We start from the raw sequence: 23,026 nt of genomic DNA, 5'->3' as shown, positions 1-23,026 counted from the left end.
CCCAGTTAACAAGACTGTAGCAATGGTCACCGGTCTCCGCGAGGGGTCACACCGCCGCGCAGGTCACCGCGGGGGTGCTGGGCGTCCCGCCGGCGATGAAGCCGAACGTGGTCGACCCGCCGGCGGACAGGGCCCCGTTGTAGGCCGCGTTCGACGCCTGGATCTGGCTCCCGCTGGTCAGCACGGTCGCGTTCCACGACTGCTGCACGGTCTGCGCCGCGCCGTAGGTGAGCGTGACCGCCCAGCCCTTGACCGCCGCGCTGCCCGCCGTGACGGTCACCGTCGCCTGGTACGCGCCCGACCACTGCGACGCCACCGAAACCGCCGCGCTGCAGGCGCCCGACGGAACCGGCGGGGTCGACGACGGCGAGGTGGAGGGCGAGGCGGAGGGCGAGGTGGAAGGTGAGGTGGAAGGCGTGACGGAAACGGACGGCGTCGGCGAGCTGACCCCGCCGAAGTTCACGTCACTGCAGAAGTAGTAGGACTGGTCCAGGTGGCTGGCCTGCCAGATCGTGTAGACCATGGCCCGGCCGGACCGCCCCGGCACGCTCACCGGGATGTCCATCTGCACGCCGTTGCTCAGCTGCTGGGTCCACTGCGCCGCCGGGGTGTTGCCGACCGTGCTGACCAGCTCCAGGTCCGACCATTTCAGCGCGGTGGTGACCGGGTTGTAGGACGCCTTGGTCACGTACACCCGGATGTAGTCCGCGCCGTGCCGCGCGCCGTCGAACAGCCCGAGCGTGAACGAGTTGGCGACGGTGGTCGCCTTCCAGTCGCCGATCGTGTCCATCGCGGCGTACCGGCCGTTCTGCGTCTTCCCGGCACTGCACAGCTGCCCGTCCGGGATGGCGCCCTGGTGGTTTCCGGCGACACCCTCGCGGTACAGGCCGTTCCAGTTCCACATCGCCTGCGGATCGGCCTGCCACGCCTGGTAACACATCGGGTCCTCGGTCGCCATCTCCGGCGCCTGGAACTTGTCGCCCCAGCGCTCGAAGCAGCCGTAGTTGCGCGAGGCCGGGCTCAGGACGTTGCCGTGCGCCGCGGCGGGCGAGCTGGGCAGCGCGAACACGGCGAGAACAGCGGCCAGCAGGGCCACCAGAGCAGAGATCAAAAACTTTTTGGGTACGACGTTGAGCATGCGAAACCAGCACTCCTGAGCTGATGGCCGTGCGCGCGTGGCGACGGCCGGCTGTGGGGGACGGCGGAAGCTGCCCGGGCTTCCGTGGTGCCGCGTGACTCCGGCGGCAGTGCTGTGCCGCCCAGGGTGCCAATCCGATCGAGTTAAGTCAATGCGTACGCAAAAATGGGGTGCCTCGTCGTGCCGGGGTTCCTAGGTTGTGGGGATGTCCGCTGAAGCAGCCCGCGCCGCCGAGCTCCTCACCCAGCTGTCCAACCCCGCCCGCCTGCGCGCCTTCGCCGAGCTGGTCCGCCGCGGCAAGGAGGGGTCCTCGCTCGCCGAGATGTCCTTCCACCTGGACATCTCCAAACCGGAAGCCGGTGAGGCGCTGGGCCGCCTGGCCGGGCTCGGACTGGCCACCGGCAGCGGCGACGGGTATTACCGCGCGCAGCCGGACGTGCTGCGCGAGGTGGCCCAGGCGCTCACCGCGACCCTGCCGATCGTCCCGCTGCTCCGGGAATATCCCCAGCTCAAGAGCTATTTCGCGCACGGCCGGCTGACGAGTCTGCCGCCGACCATGAGCGAGCGGTACCAGCAGACCGCCGAGCTGCTGGCCCGGTTCCTGGCCGTCGAGGGCGTGCTCACCGAGGACGAGGTGAACCGGCGCCTGGCCGCGGTCACCGACGACGTGGCCGCGGTGCGCCGGATGCTCGTCGAGTCGGGCTGGCTGGAACGCGACCGGGCCGGCACCTCCTACGGCTCGGCCCGGAAACTGCCCGCCTAGATTTGACGGCATGGCGAATCGCAGCGAGGTCCGGGACTTCCTCACCGCCCGCCGGGCCCGGATCACCCCGGAACAGGCGGGCCTTCCCGCGTACGGCAGCCGCCGCGTCGCCGGCCTGCGCCGCGGTGAGGTGGCCGTGCTCGCCGGGGTGAGCGTCGAGTACTACACCCGGCTCGAACGCGGCAACCTCTCCGGCGTCTCGGACAGCGTGCTCGACGCGCTGGCCCGCGCCCTGCGCCTGGACGACCTGGAACGCCGCCACCTCTACGACCTGGCACACACGCCGGTCGCCCGCCGCCCGCGCCGCCCCGCCGCGCCCGAGGTCCGGCCCACCGTGCTGCGGCTCCTCGACGCGATGACCGAGGTCCCGGCGTTCGTCCGCAACGACCGCTTCGAGATCCTCGCCGCCAACCCGCTCGGCCGCGCGCTCTACGCGCCGATCTTCGCGAGCCCGCACCGCCCGCCGAGCACCGCCCGGTTCATCTTCCTGGAACCGCAGGCCACCGGCTTCTACCCGGAGTGGGACCGGGTGGCCCGCGACGCGGTCGGCGCCCTGCGGATAGCGGCCGGCCGCCACCCGGACGACGACCGCCTGATCCGCCTGATCGGCGAACTCTCGACGCGCAGCGACGCGTTCCGCACCTGGTGGGCCGAGCAGAACGTGTACCGCCACGGCGCCGGCGTCAAGCGCTTCCGCCACCCGGAGGTCGGCGACCTCGACCTGTCCCACGAGTCAATGTCCCTGGCCGACACCGCCGGCCTGACCCTGGTCACCTACACCGCCGACCCGAACTCACCCTCCGCCGACGCCCTACGCGTCCTGGCCAGCTGGTCCGCCACCCCCGCCACCCCATCGCCGGCCGGGCAACCCGGCCACTGACCCACCCCACAGACCCCGCCCCGCCCCGCGGACCACGCCCCGCCCCGCGGACCACGCTCCGGGTCGCGGACCACGCCCCGCCCCGCGGACGACGCCCCGCCCCGCGGACCACGCTCCGGGTCGCGGACCACGCTCCGCCCCGCGGACCACGCTCGCGGGTCGCGGACCACGCCCCGCCCCGCCCCGCGGACCACGCCCCGCCCCGGGCCGCGGACCACACCTCGGCCGGGCCCACGTTCCTGTCGTGTGACATGTCCAGGCCGCGGACCATGTCCAGGCCGCGGACCATGTCCAGGCCGCGGACCATGTCCCGGCCGTGGGACACGCCCCGGCTGCCGGACCCGCTAGGCCGCCGAGCGCCGGGTTGCGCCCAGCGAGCAGTTCCTGGTCGTGGTGCAGGGTCCGGCCCCGGCCGCGTATGGCTGGGGTTTGCTTGCCAGGCGGGGAGCCGTCGGGTCGCGGTCCGCAACGCCAGTCCCGGCCGCCACCAGTCCCGCCATCCCGCCAGGTGGTCCCCGCTCCCGGCAGGCGGTCCGCCCCGGCCCGCTTCGCCCAGCGCCACCCTCGTGTGCGCCCCAGTCACGCTCCCGGCCAGCAGCCGCCCGCGCTCCAACCCTGGCTGGTGCTGGTGGTGGTATCCCGCCTCCCGATACCACCACCACCACCAGCACCAGCCACTCACTGCCAGCTGGTGCCCATGGTGGTATCCAGCGCGCTGATACCACCACCAGCGCCAGCCGAGCCCGTCGGTCGGCTCCTGCCCGGACCTATAACGGCCGCCAGGACCAGCCGAGCCCGCCGGGCTGGTCCTGGCGGCCGTTATTCCGGTCCTATAAGGGCCCCTGTGGCCAGCTGGGGATGTCGGGCTGGTTCTGGTGGCCGTTTTGCAGCCTCTTAACGGCCGTCAGGCCCAGCCGAGCGGGTCGGGCTGGTCCTGACGGCCCTTATGCACCCCGGGGTCAGCGCCGGGCCGGGCTGGGCCGGGTCGGGGGTGGGCTGGGTTGGGGGCGCGGGGCGGTCCGGGGTGGCTGCGGTCTTGCGGGGGCACGGGCGGGACGTGGCTCGTAGCCTGCGGACGGGACTCCTTGTTCGTATCGGAAAGGGCTCGGACCGGCGTCGGTATTGCGCGTTCGGGGGTGGTCTTGATCTTGGAGGGCCTGGCGGAGCGGGCCTTGACCGATAAGGGCTGGCGTGGCGAGCGGGTCTTGGCCTTGACCGATAAGGGCTGGCGTGGCGAGCGGGTCTTGGCCTTGACCGATAAGGCCTGGCGCGGCGAGCGGGAGCGGGGCCTGGCCGCTGTGTAGTGCCCCGGTGCCAGGTCCCGGCTGAGGGGGTGGGGATCTGGGGTGGGGTCAGTCCTGGGTGATGTTGAGGGGGGTGGCGGAGCGGGGGACGATCAAGGGGGTGGCGGCGGCCAGGACGGCGGTGGCGAGGCCGAGGGTGCCCAGGGCTGGGCGGAGGCCGCCGGTGGCTGCGGACAGGGCGGTGATCAGGAGTGGGGAGAGGAATTCGCCGATGAACAGGGTTCCGGTCCAGAGGCCGGTGCCGCGGCCGCGTTCGGCGAAGGTGAGGCTGTTGGTGGCCCAGGTCAGCAGGGTGGGTAGGAGCAGGCCGGTGCCGGCGCCGGTGAGTACCGCGCCGGTGGTGATCACCGGGATCCGGTCGGTGGCGGCGAGGACCAGCAAGCCGGCGGCGGCGAGTCCGAAAGCGATCGGCAGCAGGCGGCGGGGGGTCTGCGCGGAGAGTCTGGCGAAGGAGCCGGCGGCGAGCGCGGTGGCCAGGGACATCAGGGCGCTGAGGGCGCCGATGGTGGCGGTCGCGGTGACGCCGACCTCGTCGAGGACGAAGGAGAGTTCCACGATCAGGGCGTAGAAGACCACGCCGCCGGCCAGGGTGACCAGGCACGGAGTCCGCAGCCGGCGCCAGGGGAGCGGCGGGAGCCGCCGCACCGGAACCGCACTCGCCGCACTCGCCGCACCGGCTGCACCGGCCGCACTGGCTGCACCGGCCGCACTGGCTGCACTGGCTGCACTGGCTGCACTGGCTGCGCTGGATGCGCCGGATGCGCCGGGTGTGCTGGATGCGCCGGGTGTGCCGGGTGTGGTGCTGTGGCCGGCCTGGGGGAGTGCGGTGGAGAGTGCAGGGGAGAGCGCGCCCGTGGTGCGGGACGGCTGCCAGATGAGCAGGGCCATCGGGACGGACAGGAGCAGGGCGACGGTGTACAGCCAGAACGGGGTGCGCCAGCCGGAGCTGCCGAGCGCGCCGCCGAGCCCGAGGAAGACGGTCGCGGACAGCGAGGCGAGCAGGGTCTGCAAGCCCAGGTAGCGGCTGCGCCTCGGGCCGGACCAGTAGTCGGCGATCAGCGTGGTGCAGCAGGTCATGATGGCCGCTTCGCAGAGTCCGACCAGGACCCGGCTCGCGATGATCGCCGGGAGGGTGGCCAGGTAGAGCGGGGCGGTGCCGCAGATCGCGTAGCCGACCATCGCGGCGATCAGTAGTCGTTTCCGGTCGACGGCGTCCACGATGTAGCCGGCGAACGGTGCGGTCAGGCCGATGATCAGCGCGGGCACGGTGAGGACGATCGGTACCAGGACGCCGGCGCCGGCGACGCCGGTGAAGTGGTCGGTCATCTGCGGCAGGACCGGCGCGATGAGCACCGCGCCGAGGACCGACAGGCAGCTGCCGGCCAGCAGCAGCACGAGTTGGCCGGCGCCGGCGCGGCGCAGGGTGGCGGCTTCGGGCATGGACGGGCCCTCCAGGGGAGTGGTCGGAGAAGCCGGTGGTCCAGGTCACATCCGGCGGCCTGACTATGTGCGGCCGCGGGGCATCACGGAAGACCGCATCCGCTGATGACCACCATCAGCCGGACTGATGGCGGAGCGGAGCGGCCGCGGCCACGATCAGGGTGCGGAGCCAGGCGTGGGCCGGGTCGTTGCGGTACATCGGGTTCCACCAGAAGGCCTCGGCGACCGGCACCACCTCGAACGGGCAGTCCAGGATCCGCACGCCGGTGACCGGGGCGAGCTGCCGGGCCAGCCGTTCCTGGATGAGCGCGACCCGCCGGGTCCCGGCGACCAGGAACGGCATCTGCGCGAACCCGTCCACCACCACGTCGACCCGGGCCTCGATGCCGAGCATCCGCAGCTGACGGGCGGCCGGCGCGAACGCGGTCGGCCGGTCGAAGATCGCCACCCAGGGGAGGGTGCCCAGCTGGTCGAGGGTCAGGGTGTCGCCGACCGACGGGTGGTCGTGGGACACGATGCACACCCAGCGGTCCTCGAACAGGTCCAGATAGGGCAGGTCGGTGACGAAGCCGTGCGGGATGATCAGCCCGTCCGCGGCGCGCAACGTGTCGGCCGCGTGGTCCACCGCGTACGGCGTGGTCTGTTCCAGCCGCAACCGGACGCCCGGCGCGAGCCGCCCGATCTCCCGGGCCACCAGCGGCGCCAGCACCGTCGCGGCGTAGTCCGAGATCACCAGGGTGAACTCGCGGTCGAGCCGGGACGGGTCGAACTCGGCGGTCGTTTCGAAGACCCGGCGCACCCCGGCGATGGCCGGCCCGGTCAGCGCCGCGACCCGGGCCGCGAGGGCGGTCAGCTCGTACCGGTTGCCGACCCGGGTGAGCAGCGGGTCGTCGAAGTGCCGGCGCAGCCGGGCGAGCGCGCCGCTGACCGCGGGCTGGCTGACCCCGAGGTGATCCGCGGTCCGGGTCACGTTCCGCTCGCGGAGCAGGGTGTCCAACGTGATCAGCAGGTTCAGGTCGAGGTTGGCCATCAGCCGGTCGATCGCCATGCGGCCACTATAAGCACGGCCGATGGCTGCCATCACCAAGTCGACCTTCCGTAATACCCGGGCCGGGCCGGACAGTGGTCCCAGTCACACGAAACGGGAGGGAAACCGCCGTGCCAGCAGTCCGTAACGTTCTGGTCGTCGGGGGTGGCGCGGCCGGCGCCGCCGCCGCGATCCGGCTCGCCGAGGGTGGTGTCGCGGTCGACCTCGTCGACCTCAAGCCCGACGTCGCCGCGCTCGGTTCCGGGATCACCCTGCAGGGCAACGCCTTGCGCGTGCTGCGTGAGCTGGGCGTCTGGGAGCGGGTCCGGGCGCAGGGCGCGGCATTCGACACGTTGGGGCTGCGCGCTCCGGACCCGGCCGGCACGCTGCTCGCCGAGCTCACCGACCTCCGCACCGGCGGTCCGGATCTGCCGGCCACCCTCGGCATGTACCGCCCCGCGCTCGCCCGGATCCTGATCGAGCGGGCCACCGAGGCCGGCGTCCGGGTCCGCTTCGGGACCGGACCGACAAGCCTGGTCCAGGACGGCGAGACGGTCGCGGTCACCTTCGGCGACGGTTCCCTTTTCCGGTACGACCTGGTCATCGGCGCCGACGGCATCCGTTCGTGGACCCGCGCCGCGATCGGCATCACCCTGGAGCCGCAGCCGGTCGGGATGGGCATCTGGCGCGCCTTCACCAGCCGTCCGGCGAGCGTGACCCGCACCGACCTGTACTACGGCGGCCCCTGCCACATCGCCGGCTACTGCCCGACCGGCCCGGACACGCTCTACGCCTACCTGGTCGAGGACGTCCAGGACCGGTCCGGGCTCACCCCGGAGCAGGCCCTCGCCACGATGCGGGACCTGAGCGGGGCGTACCACGGGCCGTGGGACGACATCCGCGAGGTGCTCACCGATCCGCGCCGGGTGAACTACACCGCGTTCGAGAGTCACGTGCTCGACGGCCCGTGGCACCGGGGCCGGGTGGTGCTGATCGGCGACGCCGCGCACAGCTGCCCGCCGACCCTGGCCCAGGGCGCCGCCCAGGCCCTCGAGGACGCGTCGGTGCTGACCGAGCTGCTGCTCCGCGATCACGAGGTGAACGACGACGCGTGGTCCGAGTTCACCGCCCGCAGGCTGCCCCGCGCGAGAGCGGTGGTCGAGGCGTCCCTGCAACTGACCCGCTGGCTGCTGGCCCGCGAGCGCGGCGACGTCCCCGGCCTGATGGCCCGGATCGCGCACCTGGTCGCCGACCCCGCCTGAGAAGCGGCCGGTCCGCCGGAGCGAAGAACCGAGAAGCGGCCGGTCCGCCGGAGAGAAGAACCGCTCCCGCCTGAGAAGAGAGGACACCATGACCGACGAACGACTCATCACCCACCTGCGGCACGTGGACCTGGCCGTGCCGGACTACGACCGGCAGCTCGGGTTCTACACCGGCATGTGGGGGCTGGACGCCGAGACCACCGACGAGGGCCTGGCGTTCCTGGCCGCGGCCGGGTCGCCCGAGCAGTACTCGGTGCGGCTGCGGCGGGCCGCCGAGAAACGGCTCGACCTGATCGCGTTCGGCGCGGCGAACCAGGCCGACGTGAACGCGCTCGCCGAGCGCCTCGGCCGGGCCGGGGTCACGCTGGTCACCGAGCCCGGGACCCTGCACACCCCGGGCGGCGGATACGGCTTCCGGTTCTTCGACCTGGACGGTCGTACCGTCGAAGTCTCCTGTGATGTCGCGGTCCGCAAGCACCGGAAGCTCGAAGAAGGCGAATCGGTCCCGGTCAAGCTCTCGCACGTGGTGATCAACTCGCCGAACCCGGAGGCGACCGTCCGGTTCTACGGCGAGCACCTGGGCTTCGCGCTCTCCGACACGCTCATGCATCCGCGGATGGGCGAGATGATGTGGTTCCTGCGGACCAACCGGTGGCACCACAGCCTCGCGGTCGCGCGCGGCCCGCACGTCGCGCTGCACCACGCGTCGTTCGAGCTGCGCGGCATCGACGAGTACATGCGCGGCACCGGCCGGCTGCTGCGCGGCGGGGTGGAGAAGGTGTGGGGGCCCGGCCGGCACCTGGCCGGGAACAACACGTTCAGCTACTTCCTCGACCCGCACGGGAACACCGTCGAATACACCACCGAGCTGGAGGAACTCGACGAGGACAGCTGGCACCCGCACCTGTACGACTTCTCCGACCCCACGGTCAGTGACCAGTGGGGGACGGCGAACCCGATGAACGAGTTCGTCGCCAAGCAGTCGTTCAACGACGTGGACCGCGGCGTGTTCGTCGCCCCGCCCGTCTGATGCGCCTGATCACTTACCGGCACGACGGCCGGATCGGAACGGGCATCCTGCAGAACGACCAGGTGCGACCGTTCGTCGGGGAACCTGCCATGACCCAGGTGATCGAGCAGGGGATCGGTGAGGTAGCGGACCAGGAAATACCCCTGGAGGACATCCAGCTCCTGGCGCCGCTGCGACCCACCTCGATCCGGGATTTCGTGGCGTTCGAGGAGCACGTCGAGGGCGTCCGGCGCAGCATCGACGGCGCGACCGGCGTGCCGGAAGCGTGGTACGACGCGCCGGCCTTCTACTTCACCAACCCGCACGCGATCTACGGCCCGGACGACGACGTGCCGTTCCCGGCCGCGTCGGTGGCCCGGGACTTCGAGCTGGAGGTGGCCGCGATCGCCGGCCCGGACCGGACGATCTTCGGGTACACGATCTTCAACGACTGGTCGGCGCGCGACCTGCAGAGCCGGGAGATGACGATCAATCTCGGCCCGGCCAAGGGCAAGGACTTCGCGAGCAGTCTCGGCCCGTGGATCGTGACCGCCGACGAGCTGTCGTCGTACGAAAAAGACGGTTTTCTCGATCTGTGGTGCTCGGCGTCGGTGAACGGGACCGAGGTGGGGCGGGACCTGCTCAGCAACATGGGCTGGACGTTCGAGGCGATGCTCGCGCACGCCGCCCGGGACAGCGTGGTGCGGCCCGGTGACGTGCTCGGCTCCGGGACGGTCGGCAACGGCGGGTGCCTGGCCGAGCTGTGGGGCCGTAACGGCCGCCAGGCGCCGCCGCCGCTGACCGACGGCGACGTGGTGACGCTGACGGTCGAGGGGATCGGCAGCCTGACCAATCGGATCATTTCCGGCCCTGAGCACGGTCCGGCGGTGCCCGCGCGGCGCCGCGACCCGGCCCGGGCGCGACACGAGAGGCAGCACTGAATGTTCGAGTACTTCCCCGGCAACTATGTCTGGAACCTGGGCGTGGTCGCCACCCTGAACAGCGGCGGCCTGATCGACGAGGTGGACCGGGCCTGCCGCCCGATCCGCGAACTCGCCGCACAGGGCGCGGATGTCGGCACGGCCGAGTTCATGGCCTCGTGGGCCGCGGTCGCGGAGGATCTGGCGGCGCAGGCGGCGGCCGACGAGGCGGCCGGGCACCCGCGCACCGCCGGGCAGAAATACCAGCGGGCCACCAACTACCTGGCGCAGGCCGAGCGGATGCAGAGTGCCAAGGCACCCGGTCGCCGGGCCTTCTACCAGCGACTTCTCGACCTGCAGCAGAAGGCGTTCGATCTGGTCGACCCGGCCACCACGCGCGTCGCGGTCCCGTTCGAGGGCGCGCTGCTCCCGGCGTACTTCACCAGGGCCGCCGTCGACGGGCCGGCGCCGACCGTGATCCTGTGGAACGGGCTCGACTCGACCAAGGAGCACATGTACGCGTCCGGTTTCGCCCACGAGATGGCCGCGCGCGGCGTGCACACGCTGATGGTGGACTGCCCGGGCAGCGGGGAGGCGCTGCGGTTCCTCGGCCTGACCGCCCGGGTGGAGACCGAGGACTGGGCCGCGGCCTGCGTCGACTACCTGCTGACCCGTGACGACGTGGCCGCCGGGAAGATCGGGCTGGTCGGGTGGTCACTCGGTGGCTACTACGCGCCGCGGGCCGCCGCGTTCGAGAAGCGGCTCGCGCTCTGCGTGGCCTGGGGCGCCAACCACGACTGGGGCGCCGTGCAGAAGCGCCGCCTGCAGCGCGAGGGCGAGAACCCGGTACCGCACTACTGGGACCACGTGCTCTGGGTGTGGGGCGAGAACGACGTGGACACGTTCATCACGAAGGCCGCGGCGGTCAACCTGGACGGCGTGGTCGAGCAGATCACCGTCCCGTTCCTGATCACGCACGGGGCGAACGACCGGCAGATCCCGGTCGAGTACGCGCACCGCTCCTACGAGCAGGCGGTGAAGGCGCCACGGCGGGACCTGCGGATCTTCACGGCGGCCGAGGGTGGGGCCGAGCACATCGGGCTTGACCACTTCGCGCACGTGCAGACGTTCATCGCGGACTGGATCGGGGACGTGTTCCGGTGAGGGACGCCGAAGCCGCCATCGCCGCGGCCGCCGGGCGCTGCTCGAACTGGGGCCGGTGGGGTGCTCAGGACGTACAGGGAACGATGAACTTCCTGACCCCGGACCTCCGCAAGCATGCCGCGGGCCTGGTGCGGCGCGGTGTGTCCTTCTCGTTGTCGCAGTCGTTCGACGCGAACGGCCCGCAGAAGGGCTGGCGGCGCCGGACCAACCCGGTGCACACCATGCTGGACACCGGAACCGACGCGGTCGCCGGCGTGCAGGGCTTCCCGCACGGGCTCGGCGGCGCCGACGACGTGATCACGATGCCGCTGCAGTGCTCCACGCAGTGGGACGGCCTCGGGCACATCTTCGACCACGGCCGTGCCTGGAACGGCCGGCCCGCCGAGACGGTGGTGACCAGCCTGGGCGACGGCGTCACCGGGATCGAGACGGTGGCGTCGGTGATCGCCGGGCGCGGCGTGCTGCTCGACGTGGGCCGGGCGTTCGGCACCGGCGGCGAACTGCCGGACGGCTTCGCCATCACGGAACAACACCTGGTGGAGACGATCGCCGCGCAGGGCCCGACGTCCGCTGTGGGTCGCGGTGACATCGTTCTGGTACGGACGGGCCAGCTGTCCCGGGCCCGCCGCGACGGGTGGGGCGACTACGCCGGTGGGCCGGCGCCCGGTCTCTCCTTCACCACTGCCGACTGGCTGCACCGCACCGAGATCGCCGCCGTCGCGACCGACACCTGGGGCTTCGAGGTGCGGCCGAACGAGTTCGACGACGCGTTCCAGCCGCTGCACCAGGTGGCGATCCCGCACATCGGCCTGTTCCTCGGCGAGATGTGGGACCCGGACGCGCTCGCGGCCGACTGCGCGCAGGACGGGGTGTACGAGTTCTGGCTGACCGCCGCGCCGCTGCCGATCACCGGGGCGGTGGGCAGCCCGGTGAACCCGATCGCGGTGAAGTAGCGCCCCCCTCGCGCCGGCCCGGTTCTGACAGGATGCTGGGCCTGACGACTGCGCCCGATCCCTCCGGAATCACGCGGATGCTCGCCGATGTCTCGGCGGCGCTCGGCTCGTTCCAGGCGCCCGCCGGTGTCCCGGCTGCCGACCAGGAGCCGGTCGAGGGGACGGGTGAGGCCCTCGACGGCGCGATCGTGGCCACCGCGGCCGCGCCCGGCCGGGTGACGTCGGGCGGTGTGCACGTCACGCCGGACAGCCTCGACGCGTCCGGGCAGCACCTGGCGGCGGTGGCCGAGCGGTTCGCGTCCGCGCTGACCGCGTTCCAGGCGGAGATCGCCGGCTACGGCCAGCCGTGGGGCGCCGACGACATCGGTTCGCTGATCGGGGCCGCGCACGACGAGGTGGCGTCGTTCGCGTTCGAGAGCTACCAGGACGCGCGAGATCGTCGGCAACCTGATCCAAGAGGTGATCTTCACCCTCCTGGAGGGCTGATCCCATCAGGGCCCCGCAGAGTGCTGTCGCCCCGGGCCCGGCCGAGCGCGGATTTCCACCGCCCGTGGCTGCGCGCGGTGCCATCGCCGGCCGGCTCACCGCGTACCGGGAAAAGGGCCGGCGGCGCAGCGCGGTCCGGAGCCGGGGAATGACGGCGGGTCAGGCGGGGGCGGGCTCGGCGATCGGGGCGCGGCGCCTGGTGACCCAGCGTTCGAAGAGCAGGGTGGTCAGCGGGGGGATCGAGGCGGCCAGGGCGAAACCGGTCCGCCACAGGGACCACCGCTCGGTGCGGGCCACCCACAGCGTCGCCGCCAGGTAGGCCACGAACAGCGCGCCGTGCACCCGCCCGAACAGCCAGACGCCCGCGTCGGTGGTGTGTGAGACGTGTTTGAGGTACATCCCGACCAGCAGGCCGGTCCACGAGAACGCCTCGGCGACCGCGGTCACCCGGAACACCCGGAACGCTTGCACCCGCGCCCCCTTTCGTTTGATCGGCCCCGGACGCTACCGGTCCCTGGTTGAGCGTTTCCTGGCAACGCGGGTTGTCCACAGGCGGTGCATCTATGGATCACTATCGGCCGGGGAAAGATCTACATTCCTGGCATGTCGCTGCAAACGCATCGAAGCCACACCGGGCCCGGCGGGAACCGCCCGGTGCTGGCGCCACATCTGCAAGAGGTCATTGAATCTCTTGCCGCCGGAGAGACCGCTCGGGAGATGGCAGCCCGTTTGTGCATCTCACCGAACACCGTCAAATCCCGGCTGAAGACGCTGTATCAGCAACTCGGCGCCCGCGACCAGGCACACGCGGTCGCGATCGGATTCCGGATCGGCGTGCTCGGAGCGACCGGCGGGGCTCCGCCGGTCCGTGAACGGCCGGACGACCGGAGACAGCCGGTGCTGATCGGCAGCCTCGACCCGGAGGGTCTCCGGGACACCATCGCCGACCTGTCGGCCCTGCTCCGGATCGTGGAGCGGGTCCGATTCCCAGGTGGGCCCGTTCCATCGGAGGAGGTGACCTCACCGGATGTGACCGAGCACCTGCTCCGGCAGGTGGGAGAGTTGGCCGGCCGCCCCGACGGCGACCCGCGCGACGCGCTGGCCCGGATCGCCGAGATCGCGGCGGCCGCTGTTACCGGCGCCGATCCGGGCGCCGGGTCGCGGCGCCGCTGATAATGGACGGGTGGGTGATCTTCCGGTGGATCGGATGCGTCCCTGTCGTCGTTGCGGTCACCCGACCAGGGTGGACCGGATGGTGCAGGGCTACGGGCGCAACTGTGCCGCCGCGCTGGGCCTGATCGGCGGCACGGTGGACACCGGCCACACCGGGCCGGACCTGCTCGATCTGCTCGAGATCGAGCCGGAGGACTGCTGCGACGGGTGGGACCGCCCCGCCGACAGCGACGTCACCGGCGGCCGACGCCGACCAGGGTGAGGAACGTGGCCGGGTTCTCGACCGGCTCGTCGTCCGGATCGGGATGCCACCTCGGCCCGTGAACCACCCCTGGCGCCACCAGCTCCCATCCGTCGAACAACGCGGCGAACTGCCGTTCGTCGCGCGGCACGAGCGGGGTACCGGTCCGGTTGTAGAGGTCGGCGACCCGGTCCACCGCCGCCGGATCGGCCCCGCCGGTCGCGTGCGAGACCGCCAGCAGGCTCCCCGGCGCGACCGCCTCGCGATAGCCGCTCAGCGCCGCGTCCAGAACCGCGCCGTCCGGTATGAAGTGCAGCACCGCGAACATCAGAATCGCGGTCGGCTGCCCGAGATCGATCACCGCTCGCAGCCCCGGATCGGCGAGCACCGCACCCGGCTCCCGCAGGTCGCCCAGCACCACCACGGTGCCCGGGTCGTCGCCGAGCAACTCGCGGGCGTAGAGCACCGCGGTCGGGTCGACGTCGACGTAGGCGACCCGGGCGCCCGGGTCGGCCGCGAGCGCGACCTCGTGGGTGTTGCCCTCGGTCGGGATGCCCGAGCCCAGGTCGACGAACTGGCGGACGCCGTGCGCCACCGCGTGGCGCACCACCCGGTGCAGCACCGCCCGGTTGGCGCGGGCGATGGCGCCGATCTCCGGCACGAACTCCATGATCCGGCCGGCCACCGACCGGTCGACGGCGAAGTTGTGCGTGCCGCCGAGGAGCGCGTCGTACACGCGGGCGGAGCTGGGCCGGTTGGGATCGATCGGCGGGGTGCGCATCCTCGGAAGATGCCCCGAATCGATCGGAGTCATACCCGGAATTACCGAAATGAGTTACTTTAGGGGTGGAGGGGACGGGTGTGGAGTCACGCAATGAGCTGCCGGGGCTCCTGATCGACACCGCCCCGGACGCGATCATCGTCAGCCGCTCGGACGGCGCCATCACGATGGCCAACCGCCGGGCACACGACATGTTCGGCTACCCGGCCGACACCCTCGTCGGCGTCTCCGTCGACGTGCTGGTGCCGGACGAGGTGCGCTTCAAGCATCCGGCACAGCGGGCCTCGTACCTCTCCGGTGGCCACCCGCCGCTGCGCCGCCTGCCGCTGCGTGGGCTGCGCCGCGACGGCACGGTCTTCCCGGTCGAGGTCTCGCTGTCCGCGGTCGCCGTGCCGCAGGTCGCCGGCGGCGCCGAGACGTACGTGACCGCCGTGCTCCGGGACGACACCGCGCACCGCCAGGCCGCCGCCACCCGCGCCCTGCTCGCCTCGATCGTCCAGTCCTCGCACGACGCGATCGTCACCACCGACGTCGACGGCCGGGTGCTGTCCTGGAATCCCGGCGCCGAGCTGCTCTACGGCTTCCCGGCCACCGCGATGATCGGGACGTCGATCGACGAGATCATCCCACCGGACCGGCGCGCCGACGAGGCGCAGATCCGTCTGCTGGTCCGGCTCGGCGGCCGGGTGGACCGCTACCGGTGCACCCGGGTCAGCGCGTCCGGCCAGCTGATCGCGGTCTCCATGCTGGTCTCCCCGCTGCTCGACGAGGCCGGTGCGCTGGTCGGCACGACCAGCACGGCCCGTGACATCAGCGAGCGTGAGCGGGCCGAGGCCCGGGTCCAGGCGATCCTCGACGCGGCCCCGGACGCGCTGCTCGGCGTCGCCGAGTCCGGCGAGGTGGTGCTGGTCAACGCGGAGGCCGAGCGGCTGTTCGGCCATCCCCGGCACGACCTGATCCACATGCTGGTGTCCCGGCTGCTGCCGGACGGGCTGCCGCCGGTCTCCGCGGTGCTGCGCACCGGCGGGGACTCCACGCCGCTGGACACCGTACGGACCGGTGACGGCGAGCAGCGCTGGGTCAAGCGCCGGGCGGTCCGCAGCGACGGCAGCACGTTGCCGGTCGACATCGCCTGCAGCGCCCTGCACACCGACACCGGCACGGTGATCGTGGCCGCGGTCCGGGACATCACCGACCGGCTGGCCATCGAGGCCGAGCGGCGCCGGCTGCGCGAGGAGACCGATCGGCAGAAGCTGGAGGCCCGGATGCAGCAGACCCAGCGGCTGGAGAGCCTGGGCCAGCTGGCCGGCGGCATCGCGCACGACTTCAACAACCTGCTCGCGGTGATCCTCAACTACGCGGCGTTCATCATCGAGGACGCGGCCGGCACCCCACCGGCCGCCGACGCCGAGCAGATCGCCCGGGCCGCCCGGCGCGGCAGCGACCTCACCCACCAGCTGCTCGCCTTCGCCCGGCGGGAGGTGATCCGGCCCCGGCCGCTGGACCTCAACGCCGTGGTCACCGAGGTGCACCAGATGCTTGACCGCTCGCTGGGCGAGCACATCACCCTGACCGTGCGCACGACCGACGCGCTGCCGGCCGTGATGGCCGACCCGGGCCAGCTGGAGCAGGTGCTGGTGAACCTGGCGGTGAACGCCCGGGACGCGATGCCGAGCGGCGGCCGGCTCACCGTCGACACCGCCGAGGTGCGCGTCGACGAGGAGCACTCGGCCGCCCGGGCCGGGCTCAGCCCCGGGCGGTACCTGCGGCTGCGCGTCTCGGACACCGGCACCGGCATGCCCCAGGACGTGATCGACAAGGCGTTCGAGCCGTTCTTCACCACCAAGCCCAGCGGCCAGGGCACCGGGCTCGGCCTGGCCACCGTCTACGGCATCGTCACCCAGGCCGGCGGCACCGTGCAGATCTACTCCGAGCCGGGCATCGGCACCACGTTCACGATCCTGCTGCCGGTCACCGACGTGCAGGCGCAGCGGATCGTCCCGGAGGAGGTCATCGCCGGGCTGGCCGGGCACGGCGCGACCGTGCTGGTGGTCGAGGACGAGGACGCGCTGCGCGAGGTGACCTGCCGGATCCTGCGCCGCGGCGGGTACACCGTGCTGGCCGCGAACGGCGGCGAGCAGGCGCTCCGGGTGGCCGCCGGGAACAGCATCGACGTGCTGCTCACCGACGTGGTCATGCCGGGGATGCTGGGCAAGGACCTGGCGGACGCGATAAGCACCCGGTACCCGCGGACCAAGGTGCTGTTCATGTCCGGTTATGCCCAGCCGGTGCTCACCGACCACGGCACCCTGTCGGCCGACGTGCACCTGCTGGAGAAGCCGTTCACCAGCGCCGAGCTGATGCGCGCGCTGCACGACGAGCTGCAGGCCAAGCCCTGAGGGCGGTCGTCGCGCCCGGCCGTGCCGACGATGCCCAGGCAGCCGCAGACCGCGAGCACCGCCGCGACCATCAGCAGCGCCACCGCCAGTGCCAGACCCGGGTACCGCTGCGGCGGCGGCCCGAGCGCGCCGTGCAGGAAGGCCAGCAGGGGAGCGCGGTACTCCAGCTCGGTGGTCCGGCCCGGCAGGGCGACGACGGTGGTCTCGGCCCCGCCGAGCCGGGACGGCAGCAGGTACGGCACGTGTACGTGCACGTGGTGCTCGCCGAGCGCCACCGGGGTGGACACCCGTCCCCAGCCGGCCGGCACGCCGCGCCCGTCGATCTCGAGCACCGGGGTGAAGAGGCCGAGCAGGAAGGCGGGCGGCGCGTACCGCAGGGTGACCGCGATGGTCGCGCCGCCGTCCCCGCGCGCCGGGTCGAGCGGCGGGAAGCCGGGGGAGGAGGGCCGGTACGGCGGCGCGAGGATGGCCACGCTGCAGGATAAGCCCGCGAGCCCGCTCCTCGTGTCCACAATGGAGATCGATCAAGGGTGATCCGGCTAGGATGGCCCGCGTGACGAGCGACCAGGTGGATCCGCACACCGTCTCCCCGGCCCGCCGCTGGAACTACTGGCTCGGCGGCAAGGACCACTACCAGGTCGACCGGGACTCCGGTGATCAGATCGCGGCGGTGTATCCGGCGGTCTGGACGGCGGCCAGACAGGGCCGGGCGTTCCACAACCGGGCGGTCCGGTACCTGGCCGCCGAGGCCGGGATCCGCCAGTTCCTGGACATCGGCACCGGCCTGCCCGCGCCCGGCAACACGCACGAGGTGGCACAGCAGGTCGCACCGGACGCCAAGGTCGTCTACGTCGACAACGACCCGATGGTGCTGGCGCACGCCCGGGCGCTGATGGTCGGCGGCACCACCACGTACGTCGACGCCGACCTGCGCGACCCGGAGAAGATCCTGCGGGCCGACGAGCTGACCGCCACCCTCGACCTGTCCCAGCCGGTCGGCATCCTGCTGATCAACGTGCTGCACTTCATCGCCGACGACGAGCAGGCCCGCTCCGCGATCGGCGCCCTGCTGGAGGCGGTCGTCCCGGGCAGCCACCTGGTCGCCACGGTCGGTACCCGGGACTTCGTGCCGCCGGAGGTGTCGGCGCGGATCCTGGCCGCACAGGACTCCGGCCGGGCCGAGCTCTGGCCGCGGGACCGGGCCGGTTTCGCCCGCTTCTTCGACGGCCTGGACCTGGTCGAGCCGGGCATCACCGCGGTGTGCGACTGGCGGCCCGACCGGGAGGACCGGCCGCAGCCGATCGAGGTGTCCTCGTACGGCGCGGTCGGCCGGAAACCGTCACACCGGTAGGCGTCCGCGTCATCGTTCCGTAACGCGAGGGATAGAGTCCGTTCGGGTGCCGATATGCCTCAACCTCGGGAGACAAACTCATGACTAAGACACCGGTCACCGTCACCGTGACGGGCGCAGCCGGCCAGATCGGCTACGCGCTGCTGTTCCGCGCCGCCTCCGGCGCTCTGCTCGGCCCGGACGTGCCGGTACGCCTGCGCCTGCTGGAGATCCCCGCCGCGGCCCGCGCCGCCGAGGGTGTCGCGCTGGAGCTCGAAGACGGCGCGTTCCCGCTGCTCGACGGCGTCGACGTGTTCGACGACCCGAAGGCCGCGTTCGACGGCGTCAACGTGGCGCTGCTGGTCGGCGCCCGCCCGCGCACCAAGGGCATGGAGCGGGGCGACCTGCTCGAGGCGAACGGTGGCATCTTCAAGCCGCAGGGTGCCGCGATCAACTCGGGCGCCGCGTCCGACGTGCGGATCCTGGTCGTCGGCAACCCGGCCAACACCAACGCCCTGATCGCGCAGAGCCACGCGCCGGACGTGCCGGCCGACCGCTTCACCGCGATGACCCGGCTCGACCACAACCGCGCCCTGGGTCAGCTCGCCAAGAAGCTGAACACGCCGGTCGGCGACCTGCGCAAGGTCACCATCTGGGGCAACCACTCGGCCACCCAGTACCCGGACGTCTTCCACGCCGAGGCCGCCGGCCGTCCGGTCAAGGACCTGGTCGACCAGGCCTGGATCGCCGACGAGTTCATCCCGCGGGTCGCCAAGCGCGGCGCCGAGATCATCGAGGTCCGGGGCGGGTCCTCGGTCGCCTCCGCCGCCTCGGCCGCGATCGACCACGTGCACACCTGGGTCAACGGCACCGCCGAGGGCGACTGGACGTCGGCCGCGATCGTCTCCGACGGTTCCTACGGTGTCCCGGCCGGCCTGATCTCGTCGTTCCCGGTCGTCGCGAAGGACGGCAAGTGGGAGATCGTCCAGGGCCTGGAGATCAGCGAGTTCTCCCGCGCCCGGATCGACGCCTCGGTGGCGGAGCTCCAGGAGGAGCGCACCGCTGTCCAGGGTCTCGGCCTGATCTGATTTTTTTGATCGTACGAACGGGCGGCTCCTCCGGCGAGGGGCCGCCCGTTCGGGTCAGACGCCGGTGACGTAGAGCTTGCGCAGCGGCTCGGTCACGGTCCAGACCGTCGCCGTGCCCTCGGCCAGGCGCACCAGGTCACCCGGCCCCACCGGGTACGTCTCGCCGCCGGTCGCGATCGTCGCCCGGCCGGACAGCACCAGGAACGCCTCCTCGGCCTCCACGTCCCGGACCGCGCCGGCGCTCATCTCCCAGATCCCGGCCTCCACGCCCAGACCGTCGAGTGTGGTGACGGTGACCGCCCCGGTGGTCGGCGCGCCGGCCACCACCTCGTCCGGGTGAACCGGCTCGTGGGGGACGACGACATCGGCGAGGCTGTAGACCGTTACTGGCTCCATGACCTTGCACGATAGTCGTACGCTGCCTGGCAAGATCGCCTGGCTGAAGGCCTTCTCAGCGTTCATTCAGGCGGCGTTGTTAGTTTTCCGAGGAAATCGGGCTGACGCACAGGAGAGGCATCGTGGTGTTCAAGAAGTTGCTGGGCGCGATGGGAGTCGGTGGCCCCACCGTCGACACCGTGCTGGCCAACCCGAGCACATATCCGGGCGCTCCGCTGACCGGTCAGGTCAACCTGGTCGGGGGCACGAACGACGCCGACATCGAGCACATCACGCTCGCCCTGGTCACCCGGATGGAGGTCGAGGGCGGTGGCGGCGACTACTCGGCCACCGGTGACTTCTACCGGCTGACCGTGAGCGGCCCGATGCGCCTGCACGCCGGCCAGCAGCTGGCGATCCCGTTCCGGATCGACATGCCGTGGGAGACCCCGGTGACGACGGCGTACGGGCAGCAGCTGCGCGGCATGGTGATGGGCGTGCGCACCGAGGTGTCGATCGCGCGGGCGCTGGACAAGGGCGACCTCGACCCGGTCTACGTGCACCCGCTGCCGATCCAGCAGCGCATCCTGGACGCGTTCAACCAGCTCGGCTTCCGCTTCAAGTCGGCCGACCTGGAGCACGGTCAGATCTACGGCGTGCACCAGACCCTCCCGTTCTACCAGGAGATCGAGTACTGGCCCGCCTCGCAGTACGCGCACGCCGTCAACGAGGTCGAGCTGACGTTCGTGACCAGCCCGCACCAGGTCGAGGTGGTGCTGGAGTTCGACAAGCGCGGCGGCCTGTTCCACAGCGGCCAGGACACGTACGGGCGGTACACCGTCTCCCACAACGACGCGGACACCACCGACTGGCGTTCCGTCGTCGACGGCTGGGTCCGCCAGGCCGTCGACCAGCACAAGTCCCGCCCGGGCTACGGCGCCCCCGGCGGCCACGGGGCGTACGGCGCCCCCGGCTACCCGCCGCCCCCGCCGCCCGGCTACGGCCAGCCGGCCTACGGGCACGGTGGCGGCCATGGCGGCGGTCACGGTGGTGGGTACGGGCACCACGGCCACTACCGCGGCGGTCACGGCCACGGCGGTCACGGCAGCGGCCTGGGCGGCGCGGCGCTCGGCGCGGTCGGTGGCCTGGCGGCCGGCTACTTCATCGGCGAGGCGGTCGAGGACGTCTTCGAGGACTTCGGCGGCGACGACTGACCGGTAGGTCCTGAAAAGGGCGGGAGCGCCACGGTGCTCCCGCCCTTTTTCGCTCCCATATCCCACTCGCTCGATGGGAAATGTATAAACTGAGGGGACTGACGTAGCCAGAAGGGATCTCGACATGAGCATCGACATCACGCGCATCGGTGGCCGGATCGGAGCCGAGGTGTCCGGCGTCGACCTCACCGCCCCGGTGGACGAGGTCGCCGCCAAGGAGATCCACGACGCCCTGGTCGAGCACAAGGTGCTGGTCTTCCGCGGTCAGCACCTCGACGACGACCAGCACCAGCGCTTCGCCGCGATCTTCGGCACGTTGACCCTGGCCCACCCGACCGTCCCGTCCGTCGACGGCCAGGCCAACGTCCTCGAGGTGGCCGCCGGCCCCGGCGCCCGGGCGAACGCCTGGCACACCGACGTCACGTTCGTGGTCGCCCCGCCCAAGGCCACCACCCTGCGCAGCCTGGTCATCCCGCCCTACGGCGGCGACACGCTGTTCTCCAACACCGCGGCCGCCTACGCCGATCTCCCCGACCACCTGCGGTTCCTGGCCGACCGGCTGTGGGCCGAGCACTCCAACGAGTACGACTACGCCGAGCACCCGCAGTTCCGCTCCGCCGAGGTCGACGACTACCAGAAGGTCTTCGCGTCCGTCCGGTACCGCACCGCCCACCCGGTGGTCCGCGTCAATCCGGATTCCGGCGTGCCGAACCTGTTCATCGGCAATTTCGTCACGAGCCTCATCGGCCTTTCCAAAACCGAGTCCCGGGACATTCTGCGACTCCTGCAGTATTACGTCACCCGGCCGGAGAACACGCTGCGCCACTCATGGCAGGTCGGCGATCTGGTGGTCTGGGACAACCGCAGCACCCAGCACTACGCCGCCGACGACTACGGCGACCTGGCTCGCAAGCTGCACCGGGTCACCGTGGCCGGCGACGTCCCGGTCGGACCGGACGGCACCAAGAGCTACATTCTCGAAGGCGACGAGGCGACCCACTACACGCCTCAGATCCAATAACAAAACATTTTCATGGTACGAATACGAAGTCGCCGCCCGTGTCATGCGCCCCCGGGCGGCGCCTTCCCGGCGGTCAGAGGATCGCCTGGGCGCTGCTCTGCTCGGACAGTTTGCGGGCCTCGTGCACGCCGGCCATCAGCTCGTCCCACTCGGGATCCTCGCGGAACCGGGCCATCGTGATCCGGCTCGCCGAGCGTGCCGACGTGTACTCCCACCACGCCGCCACCCGGACCGGCCAGAGACCGACCCGCACCGCGCCGGCCAGGAAGCAGCGGTGCGCGGTCAGCGTGGCGGCGAGCACCTCCGGCCCCAGCTCGATGTCCGGGTCGTCGAGCGCCGCGCCGAGCGCCCGCACGTCCCGGTGCATCTCGGAATACCCGATCAGGCTGGGCATGGCCGGCACCAGCAACTCGTCCTCGGGGTCGATCAGATCGTCGGCGTAGGCCGGGGTGAAGACCACGTCGTCCACGGTCACGATGAGCGGGAGCGACTCGTGCTTGCGCCGCAGATCGATCTGGACGGCCGGGGCGCCGGTCGGCACGTGCACCCAGTCCGCGTCCAGCACGTCGCGGAACGGGATGCGGAGGGTGTCGCCGAGAGCGGGCATGTGCACCGTGACGAGTCCGGGGCCGGCCTCCACCTCGGTGCCAGGGATCTCCCGCAGCATCTCGGCCAACTCGTATGTGCGCATGTGCTGGTTATACGCCAGCGGCGCACCCGGCGCGCGCCCGTCCAATCCGGCTCGTTCCGGCCGGTCCCACGGCCCTCCGCAGGCTTCACCCTTTGGTGTGACCGCCGTCTCAGTGTGTCGGCTTGGTGTTGTCCGGGTGGCCGGGTAATGTTTTCCGAGCCGCCAGGGTGACGGGCGAGCGAACGAGACCTGCGAAGGGCTCGGAGCGGCCGTCCTGACGGAAATCCTCCAAGATCTGACGATCTAGCATCGTGTGCTTTTTGGGTGGGTGCTGCTCACTATTTCTCGGTGTCGGTTGAATTCGGGTTGCGAAACGCGGATTTGACGAAACGAGAATGGCGAGTAAAGTAGTCCAAGTGCCCCGGGG

At 71.6% G+C, this 23,026-nt stretch carries 22 protein-coding genes; 15 read left to right on the top strand and 7 right to left on the bottom strand.

Features of this window, described 5'->3' with window-relative positions; all coding sequences use genetic code 11:
* Positions 1 to 46: 46 nt before the first annotated feature.
* A complete protein-coding gene (locus Apa02nite_RS46295) occupies positions 47 to 1,138 on the bottom strand; it encodes a lytic polysaccharide monooxygenase auxiliary activity family 9 protein (protein WP_203830829.1) in 1,092 nt (363 codons plus the stop codon).
* A 205-nt stretch (positions 1,139 to 1,343) separates the two neighbouring features.
* Between Apa02nite_RS46295 and Apa02nite_RS46290 the strand changes: the two genes are divergently transcribed.
* Together Apa02nite_RS46290 and Apa02nite_RS46285 are read left to right on the top strand one after the other, a co-directional pair.
* The gene (locus tag Apa02nite_RS46290) at positions 1,344 to 1,901 is read left to right on the top strand and encodes a DUF2087 domain-containing protein (RefSeq protein ID WP_203830828.1); all 558 of its coding nucleotides are present in this window, start codon (positions 1,344 to 1,346) and stop codon (positions 1,899 to 1,901) included.
* A gap of 10 nt (positions 1,902 to 1,911) precedes the next feature.
* Positions 1,912 to 2,781, top strand: a complete 870-nt coding sequence (locus Apa02nite_RS46285; RefSeq protein WP_203830827.1) for a helix-turn-helix transcriptional regulator — start codon at positions 1,912 to 1,914, stop codon at positions 2,779 to 2,781.
* A gap of 1,352 nt (positions 2,782 to 4,133) precedes the next feature.
* Here Apa02nite_RS46285 and Apa02nite_RS51705 read toward each other — a convergent pair.
* Together Apa02nite_RS51705 and Apa02nite_RS46270 are read right to left on the bottom strand one after the other, a co-directional pair.
* Positions 4,134 to 5,525 carry an MFS transporter gene (locus Apa02nite_RS51705; protein WP_239165044.1) on the bottom strand — a complete coding sequence of 464 codons (1,392 nt, stop codon included), beginning with the start codon at positions 5,523 to 5,525 and terminating at the stop codon, positions 4,134 to 4,136.
* A gap of 115 nt (positions 5,526 to 5,640) precedes the next feature.
* Positions 5,641 to 6,573, bottom strand: coding sequence for a LysR family transcriptional regulator (locus Apa02nite_RS46270; protein WP_203830826.1), 933 nt, complete (start codon positions 6,571 to 6,573; stop codon positions 5,641 to 5,643).
* Between the two features lie 110 nt (positions 6,574 to 6,683).
* Here Apa02nite_RS46270 and Apa02nite_RS46265 point away from each other — a divergent pair, with 110 nt between their 5' ends.
* The 6 genes from Apa02nite_RS46265 to Apa02nite_RS46240 all read left to right on the top strand — a co-directional run bounded on the left by Apa02nite_RS46265 (position 6,684) and on the right by Apa02nite_RS46240 (position 12,498).
* Complete coding sequence (locus Apa02nite_RS46265) at positions 6,684 to 7,814, top strand: FAD-dependent monooxygenase (RefSeq protein ID WP_203830825.1); 1,131 nt, start codon at positions 6,684 to 6,686, stop codon at positions 7,812 to 7,814.
* 88 nt (positions 7,815 to 7,902) lie between these two features.
* On the top strand, positions 7,903 to 8,844 hold the full coding sequence (locus Apa02nite_RS46260) for a VOC family protein (protein WP_203830824.1): 942 nt from the start codon (positions 7,903 to 7,905) through the stop codon (positions 8,842 to 8,844).
* Positions 8,844 to 9,764: a fumarylacetoacetate hydrolase family protein gene (locus Apa02nite_RS46255; RefSeq protein WP_203830823.1), complete on the top strand. Its 921-nt coding sequence runs from the start codon at positions 8,844 to 8,846 to the stop codon at positions 9,762 to 9,764. The genes Apa02nite_RS46260 and Apa02nite_RS46255 overlap by 1 nt, the downstream gene beginning before the upstream one ends.
* Entirely contained in the window at positions 9,765 to 10,907 is a 1,143-nt protein-coding gene (locus tag Apa02nite_RS46250) for an alpha/beta hydrolase family protein (protein ID WP_203830822.1), read from the top strand.
* Entirely contained in the window at positions 10,904 to 11,860 is a 957-nt protein-coding gene (locus Apa02nite_RS46245; RefSeq protein ID WP_203830821.1) for a cyclase family protein, read from the top strand. The genes Apa02nite_RS46250 and Apa02nite_RS46245 overlap by 4 nt, the downstream gene beginning before the upstream one ends.
* Before the next feature lie 77 nt (positions 11,861 to 11,937).
* The gene (locus Apa02nite_RS46240; protein WP_203830820.1) at positions 11,938 to 12,498 is read left to right on the top strand and encodes a hypothetical protein; all 561 of its coding nucleotides are present in this window, start codon (positions 11,938 to 11,940) and stop codon (positions 12,496 to 12,498) included.
* Positions 12,499 to 12,505: 7 nt separating this feature from the next.
* On the opposite strand, the gene Apa02nite_RS46235 is transcribed toward Apa02nite_RS46240, so the two are convergent.
* Entirely contained in the window at positions 12,506 to 12,817 is a 312-nt protein-coding gene (locus tag Apa02nite_RS46235) for a DUF3817 domain-containing protein (protein WP_203830819.1), read from the bottom strand.
* Positions 12,818 to 12,949: 132 nt separating this feature from the next.
* Between Apa02nite_RS46235 and Apa02nite_RS46230 the strand changes: the two genes are divergently transcribed.
* Together Apa02nite_RS46230 and Apa02nite_RS46225 are read left to right on the top strand one after the other, a co-directional pair.
* Positions 12,950 to 13,519 (top strand): helix-turn-helix domain-containing protein, encoded by a 570-nt coding sequence (locus tag Apa02nite_RS46230; RefSeq protein ID WP_067686226.1) that lies wholly within the window; start codon positions 12,950 to 12,952, stop codon positions 13,517 to 13,519.
* 79 nt (positions 13,520 to 13,598) lie between these two features.
* A complete protein-coding gene (locus tag Apa02nite_RS46225; RefSeq protein WP_232343946.1) occupies positions 13,599 to 13,781 on the top strand; it encodes a hypothetical protein in 183 nt (60 codons plus the stop codon).
* Here Apa02nite_RS46225 and Apa02nite_RS46220 read toward each other — a convergent pair.
* Positions 13,753 to 14,541, bottom strand: a complete 789-nt coding sequence (locus Apa02nite_RS46220; RefSeq protein ID WP_203830818.1) for an SAM-dependent methyltransferase — start codon at positions 14,539 to 14,541, stop codon at positions 13,753 to 13,755. The genes Apa02nite_RS46225 and Apa02nite_RS46220 overlap by 29 nt on opposite strands.
* 80 nt (positions 14,542 to 14,621) lie before the next feature.
* Between Apa02nite_RS46220 and Apa02nite_RS46215 the strand changes: the two genes are divergently transcribed.
* From Apa02nite_RS46215 to Apa02nite_RS46200, 3 genes are all read left to right on the top strand, one after another.
* Positions 14,622 to 16,940 carry a PAS domain S-box protein gene (locus Apa02nite_RS46215; RefSeq protein ID WP_203830817.1) on the top strand — a complete coding sequence of 773 codons (2,319 nt, stop codon included), beginning with the start codon at positions 14,622 to 14,624 and terminating at the stop codon, positions 16,938 to 16,940.
* A gap of 553 nt (positions 16,941 to 17,493) precedes the next feature.
* Complete coding sequence (locus Apa02nite_RS46205) at positions 17,494 to 18,291, top strand: SAM-dependent methyltransferase (protein WP_239165043.1); 798 nt, start codon at positions 17,494 to 17,496, stop codon at positions 18,289 to 18,291.
* An 80-nt stretch (positions 18,292 to 18,371) separates the two neighbouring features.
* On the top strand, positions 18,372 to 19,358 hold the full coding sequence (locus Apa02nite_RS46200; RefSeq protein WP_067686213.1) for a malate dehydrogenase: 987 nt from the start codon (positions 18,372 to 18,374) through the stop codon (positions 19,356 to 19,358).
* 54 nt (positions 19,359 to 19,412) lie between these two features.
* Here Apa02nite_RS46200 and Apa02nite_RS46195 read toward each other — a convergent pair whose 3' ends face one another.
* The gene (locus Apa02nite_RS46195; protein WP_203830815.1) at positions 19,413 to 19,754 is read right to left on the bottom strand and encodes a cupin domain-containing protein; all 342 of its coding nucleotides are present in this window, start codon (positions 19,752 to 19,754) and stop codon (positions 19,413 to 19,415) included.
* 122 nt (positions 19,755 to 19,876) lie between these two features.
* Here Apa02nite_RS46195 and Apa02nite_RS46190 point away from each other — a divergent pair, with 122 nt between their 5' ends.
* Positions 19,877 to 20,947 (top strand): sporulation protein, encoded by a 1,071-nt coding sequence (locus tag Apa02nite_RS46190; protein ID WP_067686208.1) that lies wholly within the window; start codon positions 19,877 to 19,879, stop codon positions 20,945 to 20,947.
* 124 nt (positions 20,948 to 21,071) lie between these two features.
* The gene (locus Apa02nite_RS46185) at positions 21,072 to 21,968 is read left to right on the top strand and encodes a TauD/TfdA dioxygenase family protein (protein ID WP_203830814.1); all 897 of its coding nucleotides are present in this window, start codon (positions 21,072 to 21,074) and stop codon (positions 21,966 to 21,968) included.
* A 73-nt stretch (positions 21,969 to 22,041) separates the two neighbouring features.
* On the opposite strand, the gene Apa02nite_RS46180 is transcribed toward Apa02nite_RS46185, so the two are convergent.
* Entirely contained in the window at positions 22,042 to 22,659 is a 618-nt protein-coding gene (locus tag Apa02nite_RS46180; RefSeq protein ID WP_067686250.1) for a hypothetical protein, read from the bottom strand.
* Positions 22,660 to 23,026: the final 367 nt, after the last annotated feature.

This window comes from Actinoplanes palleronii (assembly GCF_016862315.1).
In the GTDB taxonomy this organism is placed as follows: domain Bacteria; phylum Actinomycetota; class Actinomycetes; order Mycobacteriales; family Micromonosporaceae; genus Actinoplanes; species Actinoplanes palleronii.
This window is presented reverse-complemented; position numbering and strand designations above follow the sequence as displayed.

Bases quoted from the DNA above. Each gene is read 5' to 3' on its own strand.
- Apa02nite_RS46295 (WP_203830829.1), bottom strand. From the start codon at position 1,138: ATGCTCAACGTCGTACCCAAAAAGTTTTTGATCTCTGCTCTGGTGGCC.
- Apa02nite_RS46290 (WP_203830828.1), top strand. From the start codon at position 1,344: ATGTCCGCTGAAGCAGCCCGCGCCGCCGAGCTCCTCACCCAGCTGTCC.
- Apa02nite_RS46285 (WP_203830827.1), top strand. From the start codon at position 1,912: ATGGCGAATCGCAGCGAGGTCCGGGACTTCCTCACCGCCCGCCGGGCC.
- Apa02nite_RS51705 (WP_239165044.1), bottom strand. From the start codon at position 5,525: ATGCCCGAAGCCGCCACCCTGCGCCGCGCCGGCGCCGGCCAACTCGTG.
- Apa02nite_RS46270 (WP_203830826.1), bottom strand. From the start codon at position 6,573: ATGGCGATCGACCGGCTGATGGCCAACCTCGACCTGAACCTGCTGATC.
- Apa02nite_RS46260 (WP_203830824.1), top strand. From the start codon at position 7,903: ATGACCGACGAACGACTCATCACCCACCTGCGGCACGTGGACCTGGCC.
- Apa02nite_RS46255 (WP_203830823.1), top strand. From the start codon at position 8,844: ATGCGCCTGATCACTTACCGGCACGACGGCCGGATCGGAACGGGCATC.
- Apa02nite_RS46250 (WP_203830822.1), top strand. From the start codon at position 9,765: ATGTTCGAGTACTTCCCCGGCAACTATGTCTGGAACCTGGGCGTGGTC.
- Apa02nite_RS46240 (WP_203830820.1), top strand. From the start codon at position 11,938: ATGCTCGCCGATGTCTCGGCGGCGCTCGGCTCGTTCCAGGCGCCCGCC.
- Apa02nite_RS46230 (WP_067686226.1), top strand. From the start codon at position 12,950: ATGTCGCTGCAAACGCATCGAAGCCACACCGGGCCCGGCGGGAACCGC.
- Apa02nite_RS46225 (WP_232343946.1), top strand. From the start codon at position 13,599: ATGGTGCAGGGCTACGGGCGCAACTGTGCCGCCGCGCTGGGCCTGATC.
- Apa02nite_RS46220 (WP_203830818.1), bottom strand. From the start codon at position 14,541: ATGCGCACCCCGCCGATCGATCCCAACCGGCCCAGCTCCGCCCGCGTG.
- Apa02nite_RS46200 (WP_067686213.1), top strand. From the start codon at position 18,372: ATGACTAAGACACCGGTCACCGTCACCGTGACGGGCGCAGCCGGCCAG.
- Apa02nite_RS46195 (WP_203830815.1), bottom strand. From the start codon at position 19,754: ATGGAGCCAGTAACGGTCTACAGCCTCGCCGATGTCGTCGTCCCCCAC.
- Apa02nite_RS46185 (WP_203830814.1), top strand. From the start codon at position 21,072: ATGAGCATCGACATCACGCGCATCGGTGGCCGGATCGGAGCCGAGGTG.
- Apa02nite_RS46180 (WP_067686250.1), bottom strand. From the start codon at position 22,659: ATGCGCACATACGAGTTGGCCGAGATGCTGCGGGAGATCCCTGGCACC.